At 43.7% G+C, this 21,111-nt stretch carries 19 protein-coding genes; 14 read left to right on the forward strand and 5 right to left on the reverse strand.

Features of this window, described 5'->3' with window-relative positions; all coding sequences use genetic code 11:
• The first annotated feature begins 32 nt into the window (after positions 1–32).
• The 4 genes from DYADSP32_RS22575 to DYADSP32_RS22590 all read left to right on the forward strand — a co-directional run bounded on the left by DYADSP32_RS22575 (position 33) and on the right by DYADSP32_RS22590 (position 4,204).
• Positions 33–560 carry a low molecular weight protein-tyrosine-phosphatase gene (locus DYADSP32_RS22575; protein ID WP_149240646.1) on the forward strand — a complete coding sequence of 176 codons (528 nt, stop codon included), beginning with the start codon at positions 33–35 and terminating at the stop codon, positions 558–560.
• A 46-nt stretch (positions 561–606) separates the two neighbouring features.
• Positions 607–2,139, forward strand: coding sequence for a 2,3-bisphosphoglycerate-independent phosphoglycerate mutase (gene gpmI, locus DYADSP32_RS22580; protein WP_149240645.1), 1,533 nt, complete (start codon positions 607–609; stop codon positions 2,137–2,139).
• 91 nt (positions 2,140–2,230) lie between these two features.
• Positions 2,231–2,833: a hypothetical protein gene (locus DYADSP32_RS22585; RefSeq protein ID WP_149240644.1), complete on the forward strand. Its 603-nt coding sequence runs from the start codon at positions 2,231–2,233 to the stop codon at positions 2,831–2,833.
• Positions 2,834–3,250: 417 nt separating this feature from the next.
• Positions 3,251–4,204 (forward strand): hypothetical protein, encoded by a 954-nt coding sequence (locus tag DYADSP32_RS22590; protein ID WP_149240643.1) that lies wholly within the window; start codon positions 3,251–3,253, stop codon positions 4,202–4,204.
• 117 nt (positions 4,205–4,321) lie between these two features.
• Here the strand turns inward: DYADSP32_RS22590 and rdgB are convergent, their stop codons facing one another.
• The 3 genes from rdgB to DYADSP32_RS22605 all read right to left on the reverse strand — a co-directional run bounded on the left by rdgB (position 4,322) and on the right by DYADSP32_RS22605 (position 6,948).
• Entirely contained in the window at positions 4,322–4,897 is a 576-nt protein-coding gene (gene rdgB / locus DYADSP32_RS22595; protein ID WP_149240642.1) for an RdgB/HAM1 family non-canonical purine NTP pyrophosphatase, read from the reverse strand.
• Positions 4,898–4,969: 72 nt separating this feature from the next.
• On the reverse strand, positions 4,970–5,872 hold the full coding sequence (locus tag DYADSP32_RS22600) for an FKBP-type peptidyl-prolyl cis-trans isomerase (RefSeq protein WP_149240641.1): 903 nt from the start codon (positions 5,870–5,872) through the stop codon (positions 4,970–4,972).
• 41 nt (positions 5,873–5,913) lie between these two features.
• Entirely contained in the window at positions 5,914–6,948 is a 1,035-nt protein-coding gene (locus tag DYADSP32_RS22605; RefSeq protein WP_149240640.1) for a DHH family phosphoesterase, read from the reverse strand.
• Positions 6,949–7,145: 197 nt separating this feature from the next.
• Between DYADSP32_RS22605 and DYADSP32_RS22610 the strand changes: the two genes are divergently transcribed.
• Positions 7,146–7,565, forward strand: coding sequence for a nucleoside-diphosphate kinase (locus DYADSP32_RS22610; protein ID WP_149240639.1), 420 nt, complete (start codon positions 7,146–7,148; stop codon positions 7,563–7,565).
• Between the two features lie 74 nt (positions 7,566–7,639).
• On the opposite strand, the gene DYADSP32_RS22615 is transcribed toward DYADSP32_RS22610, so the two are convergent.
• Positions 7,640–8,161, reverse strand: coding sequence for a fasciclin domain-containing protein (locus tag DYADSP32_RS22615; protein WP_149240638.1), 522 nt, complete (start codon positions 8,159–8,161; stop codon positions 7,640–7,642).
• Positions 8,162–8,254: 93 nt separating this feature from the next.
• On the opposite strand from DYADSP32_RS22615, the gene DYADSP32_RS22620 reads away from it, so the two are divergent.
• The 9 genes from DYADSP32_RS22620 to DYADSP32_RS22660 all read left to right on the forward strand — a co-directional run bounded on the left by DYADSP32_RS22620 (position 8,255) and on the right by DYADSP32_RS22660 (position 20,270).
• Complete coding sequence (locus DYADSP32_RS22620) at positions 8,255–8,887, forward strand: DUF1080 domain-containing protein (RefSeq protein WP_149240637.1); 633 nt, start codon at positions 8,255–8,257, stop codon at positions 8,885–8,887.
• A gap of 334 nt (positions 8,888–9,221) precedes the next feature.
• Positions 9,222–10,646, forward strand: a complete 1,425-nt coding sequence (locus DYADSP32_RS22625; RefSeq protein ID WP_149240636.1) for a histidine kinase — start codon at positions 9,222–9,224, stop codon at positions 10,644–10,646.
• A 34-nt stretch (positions 10,647–10,680) separates the two neighbouring features.
• On the forward strand, positions 10,681–11,463 hold the full coding sequence (locus DYADSP32_RS22630; RefSeq protein WP_149240635.1) for a response regulator: 783 nt from the start codon (positions 10,681–10,683) through the stop codon (positions 11,461–11,463).
• 399 nt (positions 11,464–11,862) lie between these two features.
• Positions 11,863–12,615 (forward strand): isoprenyl transferase, encoded by a 753-nt coding sequence (locus tag DYADSP32_RS22635; protein ID WP_149240634.1) that lies wholly within the window; start codon positions 11,863–11,865, stop codon positions 12,613–12,615.
• A 6-nt stretch (positions 12,616–12,621) separates the two neighbouring features.
• Positions 12,622–15,225, forward strand: coding sequence for an outer membrane protein assembly factor BamA (bamA, locus tag DYADSP32_RS22640; protein WP_149240633.1), 2,604 nt, complete (start codon positions 12,622–12,624; stop codon positions 15,223–15,225).
• A 50-nt stretch (positions 15,226–15,275) separates the two neighbouring features.
• Positions 15,276–15,917: an OmpH family outer membrane protein gene (locus DYADSP32_RS22645; RefSeq protein ID WP_149240632.1), complete on the forward strand. Its 642-nt coding sequence runs from the start codon at positions 15,276–15,278 to the stop codon at positions 15,915–15,917.
• Positions 15,918–15,927: 10 nt separating this feature from the next.
• Positions 15,928–16,572 carry an OmpH family outer membrane protein gene (locus DYADSP32_RS22650; RefSeq protein ID WP_149240631.1) on the forward strand — a complete coding sequence of 215 codons (645 nt, stop codon included), beginning with the start codon at positions 15,928–15,930 and terminating at the stop codon, positions 16,570–16,572.
• A gap of 269 nt (positions 16,573–16,841) precedes the next feature.
• Entirely contained in the window at positions 16,842–18,440 is a 1,599-nt protein-coding gene (locus tag DYADSP32_RS22655; RefSeq protein WP_414617981.1) for a hypothetical protein, read from the forward strand.
• A gap of 264 nt (positions 18,441–18,704) precedes the next feature.
• On the forward strand, positions 18,705–20,270 hold the full coding sequence (locus tag DYADSP32_RS22660; protein WP_149240630.1) for a hypothetical protein: 1,566 nt from the start codon (positions 18,705–18,707) through the stop codon (positions 20,268–20,270).
• A 28-nt stretch (positions 20,271–20,298) separates the two neighbouring features.
• Here the strand turns inward: DYADSP32_RS22660 and DYADSP32_RS22665 are convergent, their stop codons facing one another.
• Positions 20,299–21,060 (reverse strand): lipoprotein signal peptidase, encoded by a 762-nt coding sequence (locus DYADSP32_RS22665; protein ID WP_149240629.1) that lies wholly within the window; start codon positions 21,058–21,060, stop codon positions 20,299–20,301.
• Positions 21,061–21,111 lie beyond the last annotated feature (51 nt).

Here is a 21,111-nt window from a genome sequence, read left to right on the forward strand (position 1 = left end):
TGTAATAGTTGTTATTAATTACCTCATACAAGTTGATCAATATTCTTTTTGTTTGTCTTGGTAATATATGCCGTTCACCCATAGCTGAAGCTGTTTTTCGAAAATTAGTAAAGGATCAGGGCTTAGACGAATATATCATGTGTGACTCCGCAGGCACGGCAGCCTACCATTGCGGGAGTCTGCCTGATAAGCGGATGCGGGCTGTAGCCAAAGACAGGGGTATAGCGCTAACCCATCACGCACGTCAATTGTCGTTTGAAGATTTCATTCATTTCGACTACATACTGGCTATGGATGAAGCCAATTTTGATCACATTCGTAAAGAAAGTTGCAGGGTAAATGGATATTACTTGCCCGAGGAACAGCTATATCTCTATCGCATGTTCGATCCCGAACGTGGAGGCTCCCGAAATGTTCCTGATCCGTTCTATGAGCAAATGGATGCTTTCCATGATGTTTATGAAATCACAAGAAGAAGTGGTATTCATTTTCTGGCCTGGTTAATCAATAAACATGGTTTGGACGCAAACGGTAACTGGGCATATGATCAGGCGGAATAATTCAGCCAAAAGTGAAATTCAAATAAAACCTAAAACAAACCCGGAATTGGACAAAAAAGTAATTCTTATCATCATGGACGGTTGGGGTATTGCCAAGCCCGGAGAGGAAGATCGCTCCGCAGTGCTTGCTGCAAATACACCCTTTTATGATCGCATTTTGCAGGAATATCCGCATAGCAGGTTAGCAGCCAGCGGGCTTGCGGTGGGGCTTCCGGATGGACAAATGGGGAACTCTGAAGTAGGTCATACGAATCTTGGAGCAGGCCGAGTGGTATATCAGGATTTGGTCAAAATCAATCTGGCTGTTTCGGAAGGTACGCTCGGTCAGGAAAAAGTTTTGACTGATGCTTTGGACTATGCAAAAACAGAAAATAAAAAGGTTCATTTCATCGGTCTGGTATCCGATGGAGGCGTCCATTCTCACATTGATCATGTAAAAGGTCTTTGTAAAATAGCCGCCGAAAGAGGGCTAGAGAAGGTGTTTGTACATGCCTTTACAGACGGCAGGGATTGTGATCCAAAAAGTGCTCTGGGTTTTTTGAGTGAACTTAAAACCTCCATGCTACATAATACTGGTCAAATAGCAAGCATTACTGGCCGATATTATGCGATGGATCGGGATAAGCGTTGGGAGCGGGTCAAACTCGCCTACGATGCCATGGTTCTTGGTGAAGGCAGGCATGTTCCAGCTTTCGACATCTTGAAGGCAGTAGAAGATTCGTATGAGGCAGGAGTGACCGATGAGTTCATACTTCCTATCATCGCCACAAATCCCGATGGTAGCCCTTTAGCGGTGATAGAGGATGGCGATGTGGTGCTTTGCTTTAATTTCAGAACGGATCGTGGCCGGGAAATTACCGAAGTGCTCACCCAGAATGATTTCCATGAACAAAATATGCACAGGCTGAACCTGAGGTATGTCACAATGACCAACTATGACGATACCTTCAAGGGAGTGGATGTTATTTTTGATAAGGATAATCTGAATAATACATTGGGTGAGGTGTTGGAAGCTGCGGGTAAAAAGCAAATACGGATAGCGGAGACTGAAAAATATCCGCACGTCACCTTCTTCTTCTCAGGTGGAAGGGAAAAGCCCTTTGAGGGAGAAAGCCGGTTGCTGTGCCCCTCGCCCAAAGTAGCTACCTACGATTTGCAACCTGAAATGTCGGCCTTTGGAATCAGAGATTCGATTTTGCCGGAATTGAAAAAAGGGGAGGTTGATTTTGTTTGTCTTAATTTTGCCAATCCTGATATGGTCGGTCATACCGGGGTTTTTGAGGCAGCAGTGAAAGCTTGTGAGACGGTTGATCAATGTGTACAGGCCGTTGTGACCACCGGTTTAGAAAATGGTTACGCGTCCATTATTATTGCGGATCACGGGAATTCCGACTATATGCGGAACGATGACGGATCTCCCAATACCGCACATTCTTTAAATCTGGTACCGTGCATTCTTGTATCCAATGGCCATGATCAGGCACTGAAAGATGGTAAACTGGCTGATATGGCTCCCACGATACTTGAAATTATGGGTATACCGAAGCCACCTGAAATGACGGGCGTTAGTATATTGTAACCGCATCCGTTGTAAAATATAGGGTCAGAGAGTCTTGGTTAGGCTCTCTGATTTTTTGTTAAGATGTATCTCACATTTCTGAAATTTGGATATGCTGTTTTTTGAAGATGATATTTTTCGCATAAAGGGAAGCTTTCAGTCTCTGTGGATTTTGGGTTTATTCTTGACGGTCTCTTTATCGTGTCAAAAAGAGGATAAGCGTGTTGAGATAAATACGTATTACAATCTCAGAGGATTTGTTGAAGAACAGATTGAGCTCTTAAACAGCCAGAAGCCCACGGTTTCGAAAACATTGATTACGGGTGATAAAAGTGAAAAGCTAACCTTGAAAAATGTGAATTGGAAAAAGGAACTTGAATTGTTTGTTCTGGCAGATATCAACAAGCCGGCTTATAGTAAAAGCTATAGCATTTCCAGGCCTGATTCTCTCACATTCATTTACGTTCTAAAAAACGGAGAGACTTTGCCGGTACAGCATATGAAGATCACTTTGGATTCAAACAGCCGCTCACCCAGAGAGGTTAGCGCGGTGTTGCTGACGAAGAATAAGTTATACGAATCCCAAAAGGATATTCTTCTTCAATGTGCGCAACGTGCTGGAAACTGGTCGGTAGTGTCTTATGAAATTACCGGTTATCAGAAATTGTCTGTTCTTGAACCAAAATTGTTCAGCGTAAAAGGCATGGTGGAATAAGGGACGAGAGGGCACTTTCGGGCAATTCCCGTAACATCTGTCCTGAGAAAGTAAAGGCACATCTTCAGGAGGGTTTGACTTTGTCCGGAGTTGCCATAAGTTGGGTAAAGATTACCCGTTTTGTAAGTATTGAATACGAAAGGAAATCTTACTATTACATCATTTTAAGAATCGCTTTTGTGTAAAAAAAAGTGGCTGGATTTTCAATTCAGCCACTTTTTTTATAAACCATACCTTGTGATTCCTTCATTTTTGAAGCTTTCATTCAGCTGATTCGTTTTACGGTATGGTTTCTTTACGTGAACTACTATATCGCAGACTGAACGCTTGTAGTGAAGTCATGAGTAAGTCAGTAATATAGGACTTGTCGGTCACTACGCGTAAAAGCTAAATCACATTAATTTAAACTTTTTACCAATGCAACCAGAACAGAAGAGCAAACAAAGTATAGCATGGGCGATGGTAGTTGTCCTTGGGCTAGCAACAGCCATGTTTGGCTATTTATTCACAACACAAAAAACAGAACTGAGCAATCAGGAATCAACACTGGTTGAAAAAGCAAAGGAGCTTGCGGGAACAAAGACAAAACTGGACTCGATATCAGCTGTGCTTGATACCAAAATTGCCGAAATTGAAAGACTGGGCGGTGACATTACCGAACTCACCAAAGTAAAGGAAAGGCTGGAAGCGGATAAGCTTGCGTTTAGCAGAAGTAAGAAAGTGGAAACAGGTAAGTATCTGTCCAAAATTAAGGAGTACGAACAATTCCTGGTTGAAAAAGATGAAGTGATCGCACAGCTGAGGGCTGAAAACGAAAAACTGGTGGCTTCAAATGATTCTTTGAGCACACATGTAGGAACACTTTCAAGTGAACGCGAAAGATTGGTGCAGCGTCAGGCAGAGTTGCAGGACTCGGTGGTGACATTCACTGCTTCCAATAAAGATCTTTCTGAAAAAGTTTCGCGTGCGTCTGCTTTGAAAGCTCAGAACATCAAAGTTTTGACTGTGAACTCGCGTGGAAAAGTAAAAGATAAAGAGGAGTACAAAGCAAGCCGTGTTGATAAGATCAAGCTGGTGTTCAACTTGCCAGAGAATTCACTGACTGCCCAGGAACCAAAAGACATTTATGTACGGGTATTGGACCCTGAGGGAGCTGTTGTAGCCGATGATGCTACAGGATCAGGTGAATTTGACATTGACGGTGCAACATCAAAGTTCACCACACGTGAATCAATCGCCTATCAGAATAACAATCAGAAAGTGGAAATGCTTTATGATAATACCGCAAAGTTTCGTCCCGGAAGCTACAATGTAGAATTGTATTCCGAAGGTTATAAAATTGGTGGTACCAAATTTACCATCAAGAAGTAAGGTCAATTATCACGCTATACAGATGGATGCAGGTGGCAACTCAGGTTGACCACCTGTTTTTTTTTAAGGAGGAACTTCATAGCGAAGCTGGATCGGGAGGTGGAAATCACACTGAGCCTACATCCGTTTTAAAAACGCGTTCAATTTGCCCAAAGCGATAGCACGGTGACTAAGCTTGCTTTTTTCTTCAATATTCATTTCAGCAAAGGTTTTATCGTAGCCATCCGGAATAAAAACGGGATCATAGCCAAATCCATGACTTCCCCGTTTTTCGAAAATTATTTTACCGTTAACCTCTCCCTCAAATTGGTGATAAGCACCCTTGATCACCAGGGTGATGACCGTTATGAATCGGGCGTGGTGATCTGTAAAGCCCGATAAGTTTTTGAGTAATAAGTCAATGTTGTCGTTGGAATCGCGCTGTGGTCCTGCATACCGGGCCGAATATACACCAGGAGCGCCATCCAGGGCTCGCACTTCTAATCCGGAGTCATCAGCAAAACAGTCAATCCCAAATTTTTCCCATACAAATCGAGCCTTTTCTGTGGAGTTTTCGTGAATGGTTTCGAACGGTTCAGGAATGTCGGTCAGGCAACCGATGTCGGCCAGGGTTAAGAGCTCAAAGGCGGCTCCCAGCAGTGCGCGAACTTCTTCTAACTTGTGTGCATTATTGCTAGCAAAGCAAAGTTTCATGTGGCTTATAAATTTTAGAAAAAAAATGGCCACCCCGTGGGAGGCAGCCATTTATCGGAATATATTTTTCAATCATTTTGCAGGGGGCAGCTGAGGGCCAGCTGGGGGCGTTCCTTTACTAAAATCGATCAGTTCTACGTCGAATAGCAATACGGCATTGCCGGGAATAGCTCCGGGTTGTCCATCTGGGCCATAAGCGAGGCCTGAAGGAATGATCAAGGTGCGCTTGCCTCCTTTTTTCATCATCATCAGACCTTCATCCCAGCCAGGAATGACCATGCCGACGCCCACTTGGAAGTCAATTGGCTTGCCGGCTGTTTTGGAGCTGTCAAACACCTTGCCATCCAGTAACTTTCCTGTGTAATGTACCTTGATATTGTCGCCTGCGCCTGGACTTGGGCCCGCGCCCTCAGCGTCCTGGATGTAATACAGTCCTGATGCAGTTTTCTGTGCTTTGGCTGTCAGATTATTCTTAGCCAGATAATCTTCAATGACCTTCGCGTCAATGGTCTTTTGCTTGCCAACCGCCTCAATTTGTTGCTTCTGAAATTCTTCCGAGGTAAGCACACTCAGAATCTTAACCGTAAAGCTAAGTTCAGATCCCTTTTTGATCATCGGAGGCATTGGCTGATTCATGCGTGTGAATAATGTATCCGCACTGATCATAAACTTCGCGCTGTCACCTGCAGCAAGCATCGCCAGTCCTTCCTCAAAACTACCTTTGAACGGTGGTAACTGTAGTTGCATTTTGTGTGGGACACCTTCTTTGTAGGTATCACGTAAGGTTGAATCTGTACCATTTTTAAGCACAAGATGAAAGGAGATGATATCTCCAACCTTCGCTTTGCGAGCATCTTCTTTATGCTCAAAAATCTGATACTTAAGACCGTTTTCATTTACCTGTGTCTTATATTTGTTACAGGCTGCGGCAAGAAAAGTTATGCCAAACGCATAACAAATTGTTTTAAGATTCATTGGATTGTGTTTATGAATAGGTATTATTTAAGTTAGTTTCATTAGTCAACACTTAACAGCGCTTCTTTTTGCTCAGGTAGAATAGACAGAAATTTGTTAACTGTATCGGTTATAGAAAGTTCTGATCGGCCTCCAGACGCGTTTTTGTGACCACCTCCTGAAAAATGACCGCTGGCCAGATCTCTCACAGAGAAGGTCCCCACAGATCTGAACGAAATCTTTACCTCCCCTTTTCTTTCTATAAAAAGCGCAGACATTACCACATTTTCAACCTGTAAGCCATAATTTACAATGCCCTCTGTTTCGCCGGTGCTCGAATTAAACCTGGCAAGCTCTGCTTCCGTAAGCACCATATAGGCGGTACGAAATTCAGGGAGAACAATTAGTTTTTGCGAAAGAACATATCCCAGAAATTGCAAACGGGACAAAGGAGCGTTATCATAGATCAATCTGTGAATACGGCTCGTGTCAAGGCCGGCAAGCATGAGATCGGCAACAGCCAAATGCACATCCGGCGTTACGTTGGGATGGCGAAATGATCCCGTGTCTGTCATGATGCCCGCGTATAGGCATTGCGCTTGCTTCTCATCTATAAGGTCTTTAACCAGAACACCGGGTTCCAGCTCCTTTATCAATGCAAAAACCAGTTGAGCTGTAGCAGCTGCCTGCGTATCCCAGATCATCCATTTAGCAAAATGCTCAGGCTCCAAATGGTGATCAATCATCATTTTAATGGCACCCGCATCCTGGACGACCTTGCCCAGATCTTTCAATCGGGACAATACCGAGAAGTCAAGACAGCAGATCAGTTCTGCCTGATCAATTTTCTTTTTGCAAATAGCCTGCTGTGTTCCGTTTTCATAGATCAGTACGTCTTCCATACCAGGAAGCCAGCGCAGATTTGCTGAATAATCGGTAGGACTTATAATGGTTACTTCATGACCTTTTTTTGATAAATAGCGACCCCACCCCAGCGAAGAGCCCAGGGCATCCGCGTCAGGATCCCTATGCATCGTGATAACAATCTTATGTGGAAGGGAAAGAAAAGCAGCGAGCTCTTCAACGGTTTGATTCACAGTAGTTTATTTCAAATAAGGAACTTCACAAAGTCAATTCGCGCACAAAATTAACAAAACTGTTTGGATTTATTGAATAATGATTGCCAAACCGTTGCCGCTAATGCCCTTTTTGATGGTAAAATGCGCTTCGTGGATATAATCTTTCATCCTTAGAACGAAAATTGTAATTTCGTGCAAATTAATTTCAGCAAAGTATGCCTACAAATAAAACCTTTACAATGATCAAGCCTGACGCTGTTCAAGGCGGGAACTCAGGTGCGATTATCAAGATGATCGAAGAGGCCGGCTTCAGAATTGTGGCCGCAAAAAAAACTAAATTGTCAGCAGAACGTGCTGGCGAATTTTATGCCGTACACAGTGAGCGCCCGTTTTACACTGATTTATGCGCTTACATGTCGTCGGGGCCAATCATTCCTATGATTCTGGAAAAAGAAAATGCCGTTGCGGACTTTCGTAAGCTTATCGGAGCTACAAATCCTGCCAATGCGGAGGAGGGTACTATTCGCAAATTGTACGCGCAATCGGTAGAGGCGAATGCAATTCATGGTTCTGACTCAGACGAAAACGCTGCAATCGAGGGAAGCTTCTTTTTTGCGCACACCGAACAATTCTAGGCGCAGCTTTACGAGGATAACAAAAGGAAGAGGCCTCCTGTTGCATCAACAGGAGGCCTCTTCTTGATATGGTGTTATTTTTTTAATGTTCTGTCAACCACATGAATGTATCCATTGGCTGCGCTTACATTTTTGAGGATAATGTATGCCCTGTTGATCATTAGGGTAGTGTCGGTAACGCTCGTTGTTCCGATGTCAATGGTTGAACCGTCCAGTACCTTCACTTTGCCTTTGGGTAATTCATTGTACGTGTATGATTTTTTGGCATCGATGATGTGATGTTTCACAAAAGCAATGGCCGAGTCTTTGGGTTGTGAGGTAATTTCACTGGCATTGGTGATATTGGAAGACCTGAATGCAGCATCATTGGGGGCGAAAATTGTCAGGTTTTCGGTTCTCAACGCATCCGTCATACCAGCAAATTTTACGATCTCCCGTAAAATGGTAAAATCATTATTTTCAAGAATAATATCGGTCACGGTTTTAGGTTTGAGCACATCCTTGTCCTTTTCCTTACATGAAACAATAGTTGCGCAAATCAGCCCGCCGAATAAAAATAATGCCTGATATCGCCTCATAAAACTGTTTTTTTTCATAGCTTTCCAATTGAATATTTTTCTATACTAACGTAAAAGTTAAAGGATCAATGTCAAAACTAATATTTTTTTTAATCCTAATCCGTTAATCCAATGCTAAAAATGAAACACTTGTTTGTACTCTGTGCCGGAGTATTTTTTATCAGTTCTGCTTTTTTAGCAGTTCGGGAAGGCGATTCCGAGTTTAAGAAACCGGTAAAGCTTTTCAACGGGAAGGACCTTTCGGGTTGGAAAGTGAATGGTACCGAAAAGTGGTATGTAGATAAAGGAGAACTTGTTTGTGAAAGTGGGCCGGATAAAAAGTATGGCTATCTGACCACAGAAAAGTTTTATAAGAACTTTGATCTCACCCTTCAATTTAAGCAGGAGGCAAACGGAAATAGTGGTGTGTTCTTTCGATCAACCGTGGATGGAACCAAAGTATCTGGCTGGCAGGTAGAAGTTGCGCCTCACAACCACGATACGGGTGGTGTGTATGAGTCTTATGGCCGTGGATGGCTTGTTCAGATTCCCGATGAAAAGGAAGGATTTTTAAAAGCCGGAGAGTGGAACACATTAAGGATTCGGGTAGTAGGACCAAAAGTTCAGACCTGGCTAAACGGAAATGCGATGGTAGACTTCGAGGATGAAAAAATCGGAGCTGCGGATGGTTCTATCGCATTGCAAATCCATGATGGAGGAGGTATAAAAGTACGTTGGAAAAATTTGCTGCTTCAGCAGTTGTAGGAAACCAGCGCTATGTTTCCGCCGATTTCACGTGCTTTCCGGGCGTGTTGGGGTGCCCATAACGCACAGTTCATCTGAAATTCAAAACAAAAAAGCTTCATTGCCGATAGATTTGTGTAAAACAATTGCACAACATCATGAGGCGATGAAGCTTTTTTGATGCAGGGCGATACTGGTACTGGACGGAATCCGGAGATGAAGTAAGAACAGCAAACCCAAAACCTTGGGCGGATTAACTGCTATCGGAGTTAAATTAGGCTTTCTTCACAACCGCATTCCTCCATGAAGTGCTAAACGCCTATCGCTTTATTGATGAAAACCAGAGTAGAAGGCAATGAATCGGGAAAAAATAAAACCACTGAAAATGACCGCGTCTTCCCTGGATGGGAGGGATTTTAGTAACATGGATCTCGAATATGCGGATTTTAGTTTTTCAAGTCTGAAAGATCTGAATTTTGATGGTGCCAATTTGCGTCATGCGCGGCTTCGTTTTAGTTCTCTGGACCGAACCACATTCCGTAATGCGGACCTTTCCAATGCGGATCTGAGTTTCAGCAGTTTGGTGGATGTGGACTTAACAGGCGCCAGGGTTGACGGCGCAAATTTTAGCTTTACCTCTCAGGATAAGTCATTCAAGTGGAAGGATTTTAGTTTGGTGGGTTTGATCCAGAACAAAGGATGGATTGGGACCGTTGTAGCTATCTTTCTGGGTGCTTTCATTCTGTACGGTATAAACGCGATCACCTTTTTCACTGCGGAGATTTATTTCACCAACAACCCGGTTCGGGTAAAATTATACCAGTTTCTTATTTTTCAGAATGTAGCCATTGGTGTTACCACGATACTATTAACCCAGCAACTTGCATCGTGGATCGATTTTGCATTCAAAAGGCAGATTGAGAGCCACTTATTTCTATCTGTTGTCACTTTTATTGTCAACAATGTGATCGGTGCGGGCGTGTATTATATGTTTGGTACGGCCATTGTAGCGCGATATGTTGCAGCCTACCCCGATGAGCCTGCTCAGCACGCCCCCTGGTATTGGTATACATGGGGCCCGGTGATTGTCGCTAACATTTTTTACTTTTTTATCCGGCAGGGAAAACAGATTTCCAGAAAAATCTCCGACCAGGAGTATCAGTTGCTCAATCTGGAGAAATTAAAGACCCGTGCAGAACTGGATGCCTTGCAAGCGAGGATCAATCCACATTTTCTTTACAATTCCCTGAACAGCATTGCCAGCCTTGTCCATGTGGATCCGGACAAGGCGGAGGAAATGACCTTGCTTCTGTCTAAACTCTTCCGCTACACGACTGGTCGTAATACAAATGACTATTTTGATACCATTGAAAACGAATTGGAAATGGTTCAGACCTATCTGCAGGTGGAGAAGGTGCGATTCGGAGATCGATTGCTCTTTATGACAGAGGTATACGGCGATAAGCTCAAAAAGCTGCTGGTACCGAAGTTTATCCTGCAGCCGATTGTAGAAAATGCGATTAAGCATGGCATTGCCCGTTTAGCCGATCAAGGAAATATTACAATTAAAATATATGAAAATGAGGACTGGCTTCATTTATGCGTACATGATAATGGCCCTCCGTTTCCTGAAAATATGGGAGCGGGATATGGAATCAAGAGTGTTCAGGATAAGCTAAAGCTGTTATATGGTGATGAGGCGAAACTGGAGCTAACCAATGAGCCATTCAAATCGGTCAATATGGCCCTGCTAAAATCGGCAGTCGAAAAACAAAAATAGACGTCAGGCATTTCGACAGTAAACCATAAGTACCATGCAATTACCCCTGAAAACCATACTGATTGATGACGAGCCTCTGGCGCTTAGCCGGCTCCGAAGGTTGTTAGAGAAACATTCTGACGTGTTTCTGATTATTTCCGAAGCTAAAAATGGGGCAGAAGGACTAGTAGAAATTGACAGACACCATCCGGATGTAATTTTTCTTGACATTGAGATGCCCTTATTGAATGGATTTGAGATGTTATCCAAATTAACAAAGATGCCTCTCGTTATTTTTTCAACCGCTTACGATCAATATGCTATCCGTGCATTTGAAGAAAACTCAGTGGATTACCTGCTCAAACCTATAGAAAATGAGCGCTTGTTAAAAACCATTGACAAGATCAGGAATATTCGTAGCGCTGGCCTGATCCATGGCGGCAATAATAACCCGTATTCGGATAATCTGCTGCGGCTATTGGAAGAGATGAAGCCCAAAAGAGAGATATTTTCTCTTTCTGTAAAATCCGGTGACAGGATTCTGTTGATTCCGCTCACGGATATTACCCATTTCGAAGCCGAAGAAAAGTATGTATTTTTGAATACACTCGATGGCCAAAAATATTTGCTCAGCTATACGCTCACCGCTCTCGAGGAAAAGTTGCCGTCCCATTACCTCAGAATAAGTAGGGCGGGAATAGTCAATTCACATCATATCAAAGAGATTCAAAAGCATTTCAACGGGAAGTTTGTTGTGGTCATGCGGGACAGGAAGTCTTCACAATTATCCAGCGGAAGTACATATGGAGAAGTAATCCGGCATCTTCTTGATAATTAACAAGTAACGGGAAAGAATAAAATTGATCCGTTTCTCGGTCTGTAATGATGCCCTTTTTATTTAGAAGCGGGGTATTGATCCTGTAAATATAAAACGACAGGAGAAATAATGATTTTGAACACGCGTTACTTATTCCTAAATTGCGCCCCTGTTGAAATTAAGCGTTTGAAGTATTTGGTTCCAATAAGTTGATAATTAATGGATTGGCTTTGGTTTCTGTACAAAAAAAACGTCGATTTTTAAAACACTGACACATTTGGATAACGGACTGCGTACAATAGTCAGCAGGCCAATGGTATTCAAAGTCGGTTTAAAGAAAAACTTCGGAAGGTAATTGTAAGAGCGACTCACAATGATTCATTTGGTTTTGTTAAAAAAGGTTAAAAGGGTTCGGTTATAATGAAGGAACTCATAGATGCGGGCAATCTGCCTAAGCACGTGGCCGTTATCATGGATGGTAACGGACGCTGGGCGCAGAATCAGGGAGCAGCGCGGGTTTTTGGACACCGCAACGCGATTAAGGCAGTAAGAGAAGTAACTGAAGGTTGTGCAGAGCTTGGTGTTTCGTATCTCACACTCTACGCATTTTCTACTGAAAATTGGGCTCGGCCTCAATTCGAAGTACGTGCCCTGATGGAGTTACTTGTGCAATCGATTCGCAATGAGTTACCCACCATGCTCAAAAACAATGTACGGCTGGATACAATTGGAGATATGCAAAGTTTGCCAACCAGTTGCCAGAACCAGCTTCAGGAAGCAATAGAAAGTACACGCCAAAACACAGGATTGAACCTTATCCTGGCCCTGGGATACAGTGGAAAGTGGGACATCGTGCAGGCTGCAAAAAAACTTGCCCACGATGTGGAGAAGGGGATACTTAAAGCGGATGACATCAATGAAACGTTGCTGGCTAAGAATCTTTCGACACAAGAGCGCCCGGAGGTGGATCTGATGCTTCGCACCGGTGGAGACCATCGCATCAGTAATTTTTTACTTTGGCAACTGGCTTACGCGGAGCTCTACTTTTATGAGGATCTGTACTGGCCCGATTTCCGAAGGGAACATCTTTACGAGGGAATTTTAGCATATCAAAAAACGGAACGGCGTTTTGGAAAGACCGGTGAACAAGTAAAAGCCAATACGGCTAAGTAGAACAATATGAACCTCGTGAAAAATTTGATTAGATCATTAGCATGTTATAAAGGAACACTGGCTGCACTGATGGTGTGCTGGTCTCTGTCTGCAAATGCGCAGAGAGTGGGCCTTGGGGGAGCAATTTCCAAGCCTGCTGCGCCGGTTGTTAATATGGGTATTGACCCTGACAATCCTAAAGAATACACGATTGCCGAGGTAACCGTGTCGGGAACACAGTTTCTGGATCCCAATTCCATGATTTCTATTTCAGGTATGAAACCAGGTGACAAAATACGTGTACCTGGACCTGCAATTACTTCTTCCATCAAAAAAATGATGGATTTTGGCACGTTAGACGATGCAGAAATCCTTGCTACCAAAGTGGAAGGGGACAAGATATGGCTCAACATACATATTAAAGAGCGTCCAAGGTTATACAAAGTTTCTTTCTCAGGAATCCGGAAAGGGGAAAGGGAAACCATGAATGATAAGGTAAAGCTGATCAAGGGACGCGTGATTACCCCAACGGTGATAAAGAATACCCAGCTTATCATAAAAAAATATTACATGGATAAAGGCTTCTACAACACCAAAGTGAAGGTGTTGCAGATTCCGGATTCAACCCGGGGCCAGGCCACGCTCAACTTCACGATTACAAAGGGGAAAAAGGTTAAGATTGAACAAATCAATTTGCAGGGAAACACCGCGATCAGTTCCGCCAAACTGAAAAAGAAAATGAAAGGGACCAAGCAAAAAATGCTTGGAAGGCTTTTCAACCCGTCGAAGTACATTCCAAAGAAATACGACGAAGACAAAGAAAAGCTGATCGCCTATTATCGTAAAAATGGCTATAGGGATGCGACTATTGAATTTGACACCATCAGAAACAATGGGGAGACAATCAGCATCGATATGAAGATTGAGGAAGGAACCAAGTACTTCTATCGCAACATCACCTGGTCCGGCAACTATCTGTATCCTTCCAAGTTTTTGGGGGAGCGCTTGGGCGTATCCAAAGGGGATGTATACAATCCCGAAGAACTGGATAAGAAAATCAACGGTATCCCCGGTGGAGATGTAAGTTCACTCTACATGGATGACGGATACCTTTACTTCCGTATTGATCCAACTGAAAAGGCGGTGGAAGGTGACTCCATCGATGTGGAACTCCGCATGTTTGAAGGTAAACAGGCAACGATCAACCGTATTTTGCTAAACGGAAATACCAGAACCAGTGATAAAGTGGTGCTTCGCGAGTTGTTTACTTTGCCTGGTCAGAAATTTAGCAAAACAGAAATTATCAATACACAGCGCCAGTTGTCGCAAATGGGTTATTTCAATCCTGAAAAAATTCAGATCAACCCGATCCCGAATCAATCGGACGGTACTGTGGATATTGAATATACAGTAGAGGAGAAACCCTCCGACCAGATTGAGCTCTCTGGTGGCTGGGGTGGATACATTGGTTTTGTAGGAACGCTGGGATTGGTATTTAATAACTTCTCCATGAAAAACATTCCGAACCGGGATACATGGCATCCGCTGCCATCCGGGGATGGACAGAAGTTATCCCTGAGGTTTCAGGCAAATGGCAAGCAGTATCAGACCTATTCGATGTCTTTCAGCGAGCCATGGCTTGGAGGTAAGAAACCCATCAACTTCGGTGTTTCATTGCAAAGGACGGTCTACCGTATGACTGATATGAGCTCTTTGTACAGAAACCCTTATGCGCAACAAACGGGCCGGATCAATTATCGGGGCGGGTACTACAACAATGGTATTACCGTGTCCCTGGGCAGGAGGTTGAAAGAACCGGATCGTAATTTGGTGATGACCCATTCCCTTTCGTATCAGCGGTACAGGTTGGATAGTCTTGATATATTCAGGATAGGTTACTACAAGGGGACTTCCAATAACATCTCTTTCAATACAACCATTTCCCGAAATACGCTGACGGATTTCCAATTCCCCAGAGGAGGTAGTAATCTTTCACTAAGTGCTACTTTTACACCGCCTTATTCGGCCTTACGTAAGACCGACTATAAGGATGTTACGGATACTTATCGCTGGGTAGAATATCACAAATGGATGTTCGACGCGAGTTACTATGTTACCATAACAGGCAAGCTGGTCATGAGTGCAAGAACACATATGGGGTATCTGGGCAAGTATGGGGATAAAGTTGGATTTAGTCCATTCGGGCGCTTCATCGTGGGTGGTTCGGGTCTCGCAGGTCAGGGATCTTTCTCTCTTGCCGACCAGGATATTGTAGGACTTCGTGGCTATAAAGATCAGCAGGTAGGGCCTTTGAATCAGTCGGGCTACCCGGCATCGGGTGGAGGTATTGTATATAACAAATACGTAATGGAACTGCGTTACCCTGTATCTTTAAACCCCCAGGCAACGATTTTTGTACTGACTTTTGCTGAGGGCGGTAATAACTGGGGCAGCTATAAGGAGTTTAATCCTTTCGAGCTGAAACGATCTGCGGGTGTAGGTGCAAGGATATTTATGCCAGCATTCGGACTTCTCGGTATTGACTGGGCATACGGTTTTGACAAGATACAGGGAGCACCGGGACGAAGCGGACCACAGTTCCATTTCACAATCGGGCAGCAGATCAGATAATATAACAGATTGCATTTCGTTAAAACAGTGCAAATTATTAGCCCCGACGCATGAAGAAGTTTTTAATTTTACTAGTTTTGTCCTTCGTTTCAGTTTCAGGGACATATGCTCAGAAATTCGGTTATACCGACATGGAGTTTATTACCAGTAAAATGCCTGAATATCAACAAGCTCAGGCCGAAATGAAGAAGTTTTCTGAAAAATGGGCTAAGGAGATAGATGAGAAGTTTGCCGAAATCGCAAAAATGCAGCGGGCTTACATGGCGGAAGAAGTTCTTCTCACAGACGATCTCAAAAGAAAACGGCAGGCCGAGATAAAGGAAAAAGAGCTGGAAGCGAGGGAGTATAACAGTAAGATCTTCGGAATGGAGGGGCTGCTTTTTCAGAAAAAAAAGGAACTGATGAAACCGGTGCTGGAAAGAGTGCAGCGAGCGACAAGCAAGGTTTGTACACAACGACGTCTGGACTTTTTATTTGATAAATCCAGCGACGTGGGCCTGGTGTTTACTAATCCAAAGCATGATTATTCGGACTACATCATGGACGAGCTTGGATTAAATGACAAGCCTAATAAAGATGTCCCAGTAGCCGACGCAGCCACTAAGAAGCCCAAGGTTGGTCAGGAAATACCTGCAACGCCGGTAAAAGATAATACCAAAACAAAAAAGAGTACAACCATTAAACCAAAATAAGTAACAAGCAATGAAACAAAAATTAATAGCCTATATGGTCGTTATGACCATGATCAGTACCCCTCTGTTGGCTCAAACCACCCCTGCAAGCGGAACCGGAAAGATTGTTTATACAAGTGTTGAGTTTCTGATCGGCAGAATCCCTGAAGGTAAAGTGGTACAAAACCAACTAGAGGTTACAAAGGCACAACTGGATAAGGCTTTACAGGAAACTTACAAGGAAGCACAGGAAAAATACGAGAACTATCAGAAAAACGGCGCGAGCATGACTGAGGTAATCCGTGCTGATAAACAAAAAGAACTGGAAAACCTGCAAACCCGTATACAGGAAATGCAGGCCAATGCACAGCAGTCTCTTGCTACCAAACAACAGCAATTGATGGAGCCTTTGATTACAAAAGTGAATGATGCGATTCAGGCTGTGGGTAAGGAACAAGGTTACCTTTACATTCTGAATATGGATGGTGGACAAGGTAACCCGACCATCCTGTACACGTCTTCTGAGGATAACAATGCTACCAATTTGATTCTTAGAAAACTAGGTGTTGATCCTGACAAAGTGGAGACACCTGCTGCCGCCAAACCGGCTACTGCGCCAGCTACCACCCCGGCAAAACCTGCCACAACACCAGCTGCTACGCCTAAGAAAAAATAATAGCTAAATAGCATAGTCATAAAATACCGGAAGGAAGTCTGTTATAGACTGCCTTCCGGTATTTGCTTTATTAAAATGGTGCTGTTTCCATGCGTTACAGGCAATAACTATAATATTAAAAAAGTGCAAAACGAATCCGAAACACAGTTGACACGAATCCCTTTTTTGAAAAAATGAAACTATTCCCAGTGTTAACTATACGGTATTCGTTACTTTTGCGTTAAGATCAAGTATTATTGAACCCATGAATAAATTATATTTCTGACGTTATGGTAGTTAAGAATATATTGATTGCCCTGATGACATTACTCGCCTTCACAAGATTTCATCAGGCTTTTTCTCAGGATGCTTCCAATGTCACAACGGTTGCACCCCTTCAGATCATATTCCCCAATGCATCGGAATGGAATGTCCTTGATGAAGGGAAAGAACTTAATTTTCACTTGCAGGTGAAGGGTGGAAAGAGTGACTCGGTACGCTATTCTGTCGCAAGTGGTTTGAGGAAGGATATGAAATTTGACTCTTTAGGTCATTTTGTATGGACCCCGAGCTATGACGTTGCCGACCGGATTAATACCGTAAAAACTTTTCCGATTGTGTTCGAAGCTGTCAATTCAGTGGGGGAGACGGCTTCCAGGGAAGTGATTCTCAAGGTTAATCACGTAAATCGTCCTCCAGTTATTGATGAGCTAAAACCTTTTTATATCCAGTACAAGACGCAGAATACCTATCAGATCGACATGAATTCGGTACGCGATCCGGACGGGGATCCCATTGTGTTTGTTCCTATTTTGAGTGAGTTGCCCGAAGGAATGAAGCTGACCGCAGCCGGCGAGATTACCTGGGATGCTGCCCAAAAGCAGTTTGCCGATCTGAAGAAGTCGCCGAAATATATGGAATTTTATGTAGAAGATCAGCCTTCCAAGACGAGGACCAGGGGTAAGTTGAAACTGGACGTAACGCAGATGGATCTGGCCCCGGATTTTACCATCGTGCCGCAAAATATGGTTGTGAAAAGTCCTGAGAATAATCGGATCAATATCCGGTTCACCTTGTCTGATCCAAATGGTGACGAGGACATTGCCGGTTTCAATTTTATCTCTGAAAACAAAAACGTGCCGGCATCTGCTTTGGTCAAGAACACGCCTACCAGCTACGAGTTTATCTGGGAGCCGGGCTTTGAATTTGTAAAGGATCCTTTCGATACCCTTGCGTTTAACATCACCTTTTACGCCATGGATAAAGGGCAGAATAAGAGGGAAAAAACGATGCGTTTCATTATTAAAAATACCATTGATGAGCGTCAACGTGATGCCTATGTATACGGACTGTATAAAGGAGCTCTGGTGAATGCATGGGGATTGTTGGAGCAAATGCAGGAAAAGGAAACGTATCTCAAAAAGGCATATGCGAAAGCAAAGAAAGGGAAAAGGGGAAGGTCGCTACTGAATGCGTCGCTTGGAGCGACAACGGGGATTGCACCTCAGTTCACGAAGAAAGATCCTAATGTAAGGGGTTACATTACCACTATCGGTGGTACCACGGTAGCAACCATAGGCACACTGGAAGCGACGGAGGTCATTGGTAAGTCCACAAATGGCTTGCTCGAAAGGTTTAACTATGTATTGCAAAAGAAAAATGAGCTTCGCAATAAAGGGGATGTATTTGCCCGTGAGTACGCGCAAAAGTCCTCCCGCCGGTTGCCTGACTTTATCCGTAAACTGGACGAATTTAAAGCATTGATGAACCTGAGTGGGTTGGTAGCACTGGAACTGGACGCCAATTGGGAAAACAAGAAAGAAGCTACAGATGCGGCTTTAAAGAAAACCTTTAAGGATTTCGTGCCCCTGTCCAAAGATGATGATTGATTCAATGGTTATCAACGAATGGCGCCCCGATTTCCGGGGCGTTTTTTTTGTCGGCAATGTTGACAGGACCAGGCTTTGTACGTGGTTTATCGATGCATGCTGGCTTTATACTTTTGTTTCCATCCTCGTAATTTGGTTATATTTGGCCTCAGGATTTCAATGGGGGCAATTTTGTATGATTGCCGGCGATCAATATGAAGCGAAATTGCTGCACATCCTGTACGCACGTAGTAATCAAGTCATGTAAACCTTTTTTCTGCCGAGGTGAATCACCAGAAGATTTTATTTAAAACGACGCTTCTTTATGTAGCGCTGCCCACGGTACTCTTCATGGGAGGCTGGCTAAAATTGTACTTTGCCATTCCGCTGCTATGCACACTGGGCTTCCTGATTTACAAAGAATTTGCGTTTGAAAATCGGGTGGGAGAGGCTGCAGCTGGATTCAGTCCTAAGACCATCTTTATTTTAACCGCCATTGCAGGCTACATTGCCTATGCTACCGGTGCAGGAGGCATGGTGCCCCAGAGTTTCAATTACGTTTACGACAACATTAAGCTATATGATCTAATTGTCCACGCGTGGCCAGTTCTGTATCCGGATAAACAGGCATTCTATTGTTACTATTTCGGGTTTTATCTACCCATAGCCACACTTACGAAGCTGTTTGGCAATGTGAATTTTGCGGAGGTCATTTTCTTTTGTTGGGCATGGATGGGGGTCACACTGTGCGTATTCTGGGTGTATGTGCTGCTGCAGATCAAAAACAGTTTCCTGGTTCTTGTATTTTTACTGGCCGGAACGCTTTGTGCGATTACCACCGTTTTCAATACCCTTGATTTTAAGTACCTTCGGGCGGTGGAGGATTTTAGTTATCCGTATACTTTTCTCAGTACATGGTGGAGTAATGGAAAAATGGTTCTGGACGTCTCTACACCCTTCCACTGTTCTCTCAAATACGCCTCTACCATGACAACCATGGCCTGGGCACCCTATCATTACATCTCAGGCATTTTGTTTCCAGCGCTGGTATACGACCGCATTATTAATAAAAAAACGTTTAATGGTGTACCACTGATCGTAGGTAGTGCATTGATCTGGTCACCGTTTGTGGTACTGGGGCTGATCCCCATCGTGCTACTGGGTGCATGGCGCTCATTCAAGCAAATATTTGGTTATACAACCTTTTTGGCGGTTGCTCTTTTCATACCCGTTTTAGCATTCTATCTGGCGCACAGTACTTCCGAGGAAATGGTGAGGGGGTTTATCTGGGAGTGTGGAAAAAGGTGGTGGCTTAACTATGTACTCTTTCTACTCATCGAAGTAGGTACATTTGCGCTGGTGATTTTCTTGAATAGAAGGAAACATTTGCCTGCAGACGATATGCAGCTCATGCTGGTCAACCTGGTGGCATTGCTTCTGATACCTTTGATTTACCTTGGGTTTTACAATGATTTCTCGAACAAGGTAGGTATCGTGCCTATGTTTTTTCTGATTATCTCTTTTTCAAAGGTGGTATGCAGGATTTTGGAAGGCCTGTTCAAGGGAGGCAGTGGACGGTTGAATTTCACTTCTGCGCTGGCACTGTTTGTTTGGTGTTGCTGTGCGATAACCCCGACTAACATTCTGTTGGTACCCGTTGCTGGTCATCCGGGAAGTAGTTTTGTTACTAAAATTGCCAAGCCGTTTGACAACGATTCAATTAAAAATTTGTCCGACATCCCTATAATCGGGAGTCAGTTTATAGGAGATGTGAACGCTCCGGCCATCAAAATACTGTTTAAAAATACCGACTCGACAGCCCGGAACCAGGAACGGACAAATAACAGGTAAAGGTATAGGTGTTCTGAAAAGACGTTTTTTATAATTCTTCCTTTTTATCCTCCTGATGTGGAAGTTCCCAGGATTGGGGCTTCTTCTCCTCTTCAGCCGGAAGTGATTGAATGGTTTCCGAATCCGGCAATTCATCTGGCATATTGGCCGGTAGCGTTTGTTCGTCATCGGGATCAGTCGTATGGGTATCGGCTGTCGCTTCATGAGGAGCAGGATGAAAGTGTCCCTGGAAGATGAGTATGCTGCAAACGCCTATAAAAATACAGGAATCAGCGATGTTGAAAATAGGTGTGGAATAGTATTGTCCGCCCCATACAGGTACCCAGTCAGGCACAAAACCTTCCCAGAAGTCTACGAAGATCATATCAATTACCTGGCCATGAAACCAGGGTGTAGGCGCACCGTAAGGTGCATTGTCAAGAAATACCCCGTAAAACGTACTATCTATAACATTCCCCACTGCGCCTGCAAGTATCATTGATAAAGCCCAAAGAAGCCCCTTGGCTGCGCCAGAACGGGCCAGGTGGACAAGATACCATCCGATAGCGCACATAGCCACCAACCGGAAGAGCGTAAGGAACAGCTTGCCATACTCATGCCCAAGCTGCATTCCGAATGCCATTCCGGGATTCAGCACATAATGCAACTTTAACCAGTTACCAATGAGTGGAATTTGTCCTGAGAAGCCGGGTTCCATGTATTTGTGAACCAAAAGTTTGGAAACCTGGTCAATAGTGATGAGAACAAGGCTGAATATGAGGTATTTGAAAGGATTTTTAGGTTGATTCATTCCGGATTTAAGACATTTGGAAAGCTTGTGAGACTGCGAAAATAGGAATAT

The sequence above is a fragment of the Dyadobacter sp. 32 genome, from assembly GCF_902506755.1.
Lineage (GTDB): Bacteria > Bacteroidota > Bacteroidia > Cytophagales > Spirosomataceae > Dyadobacter.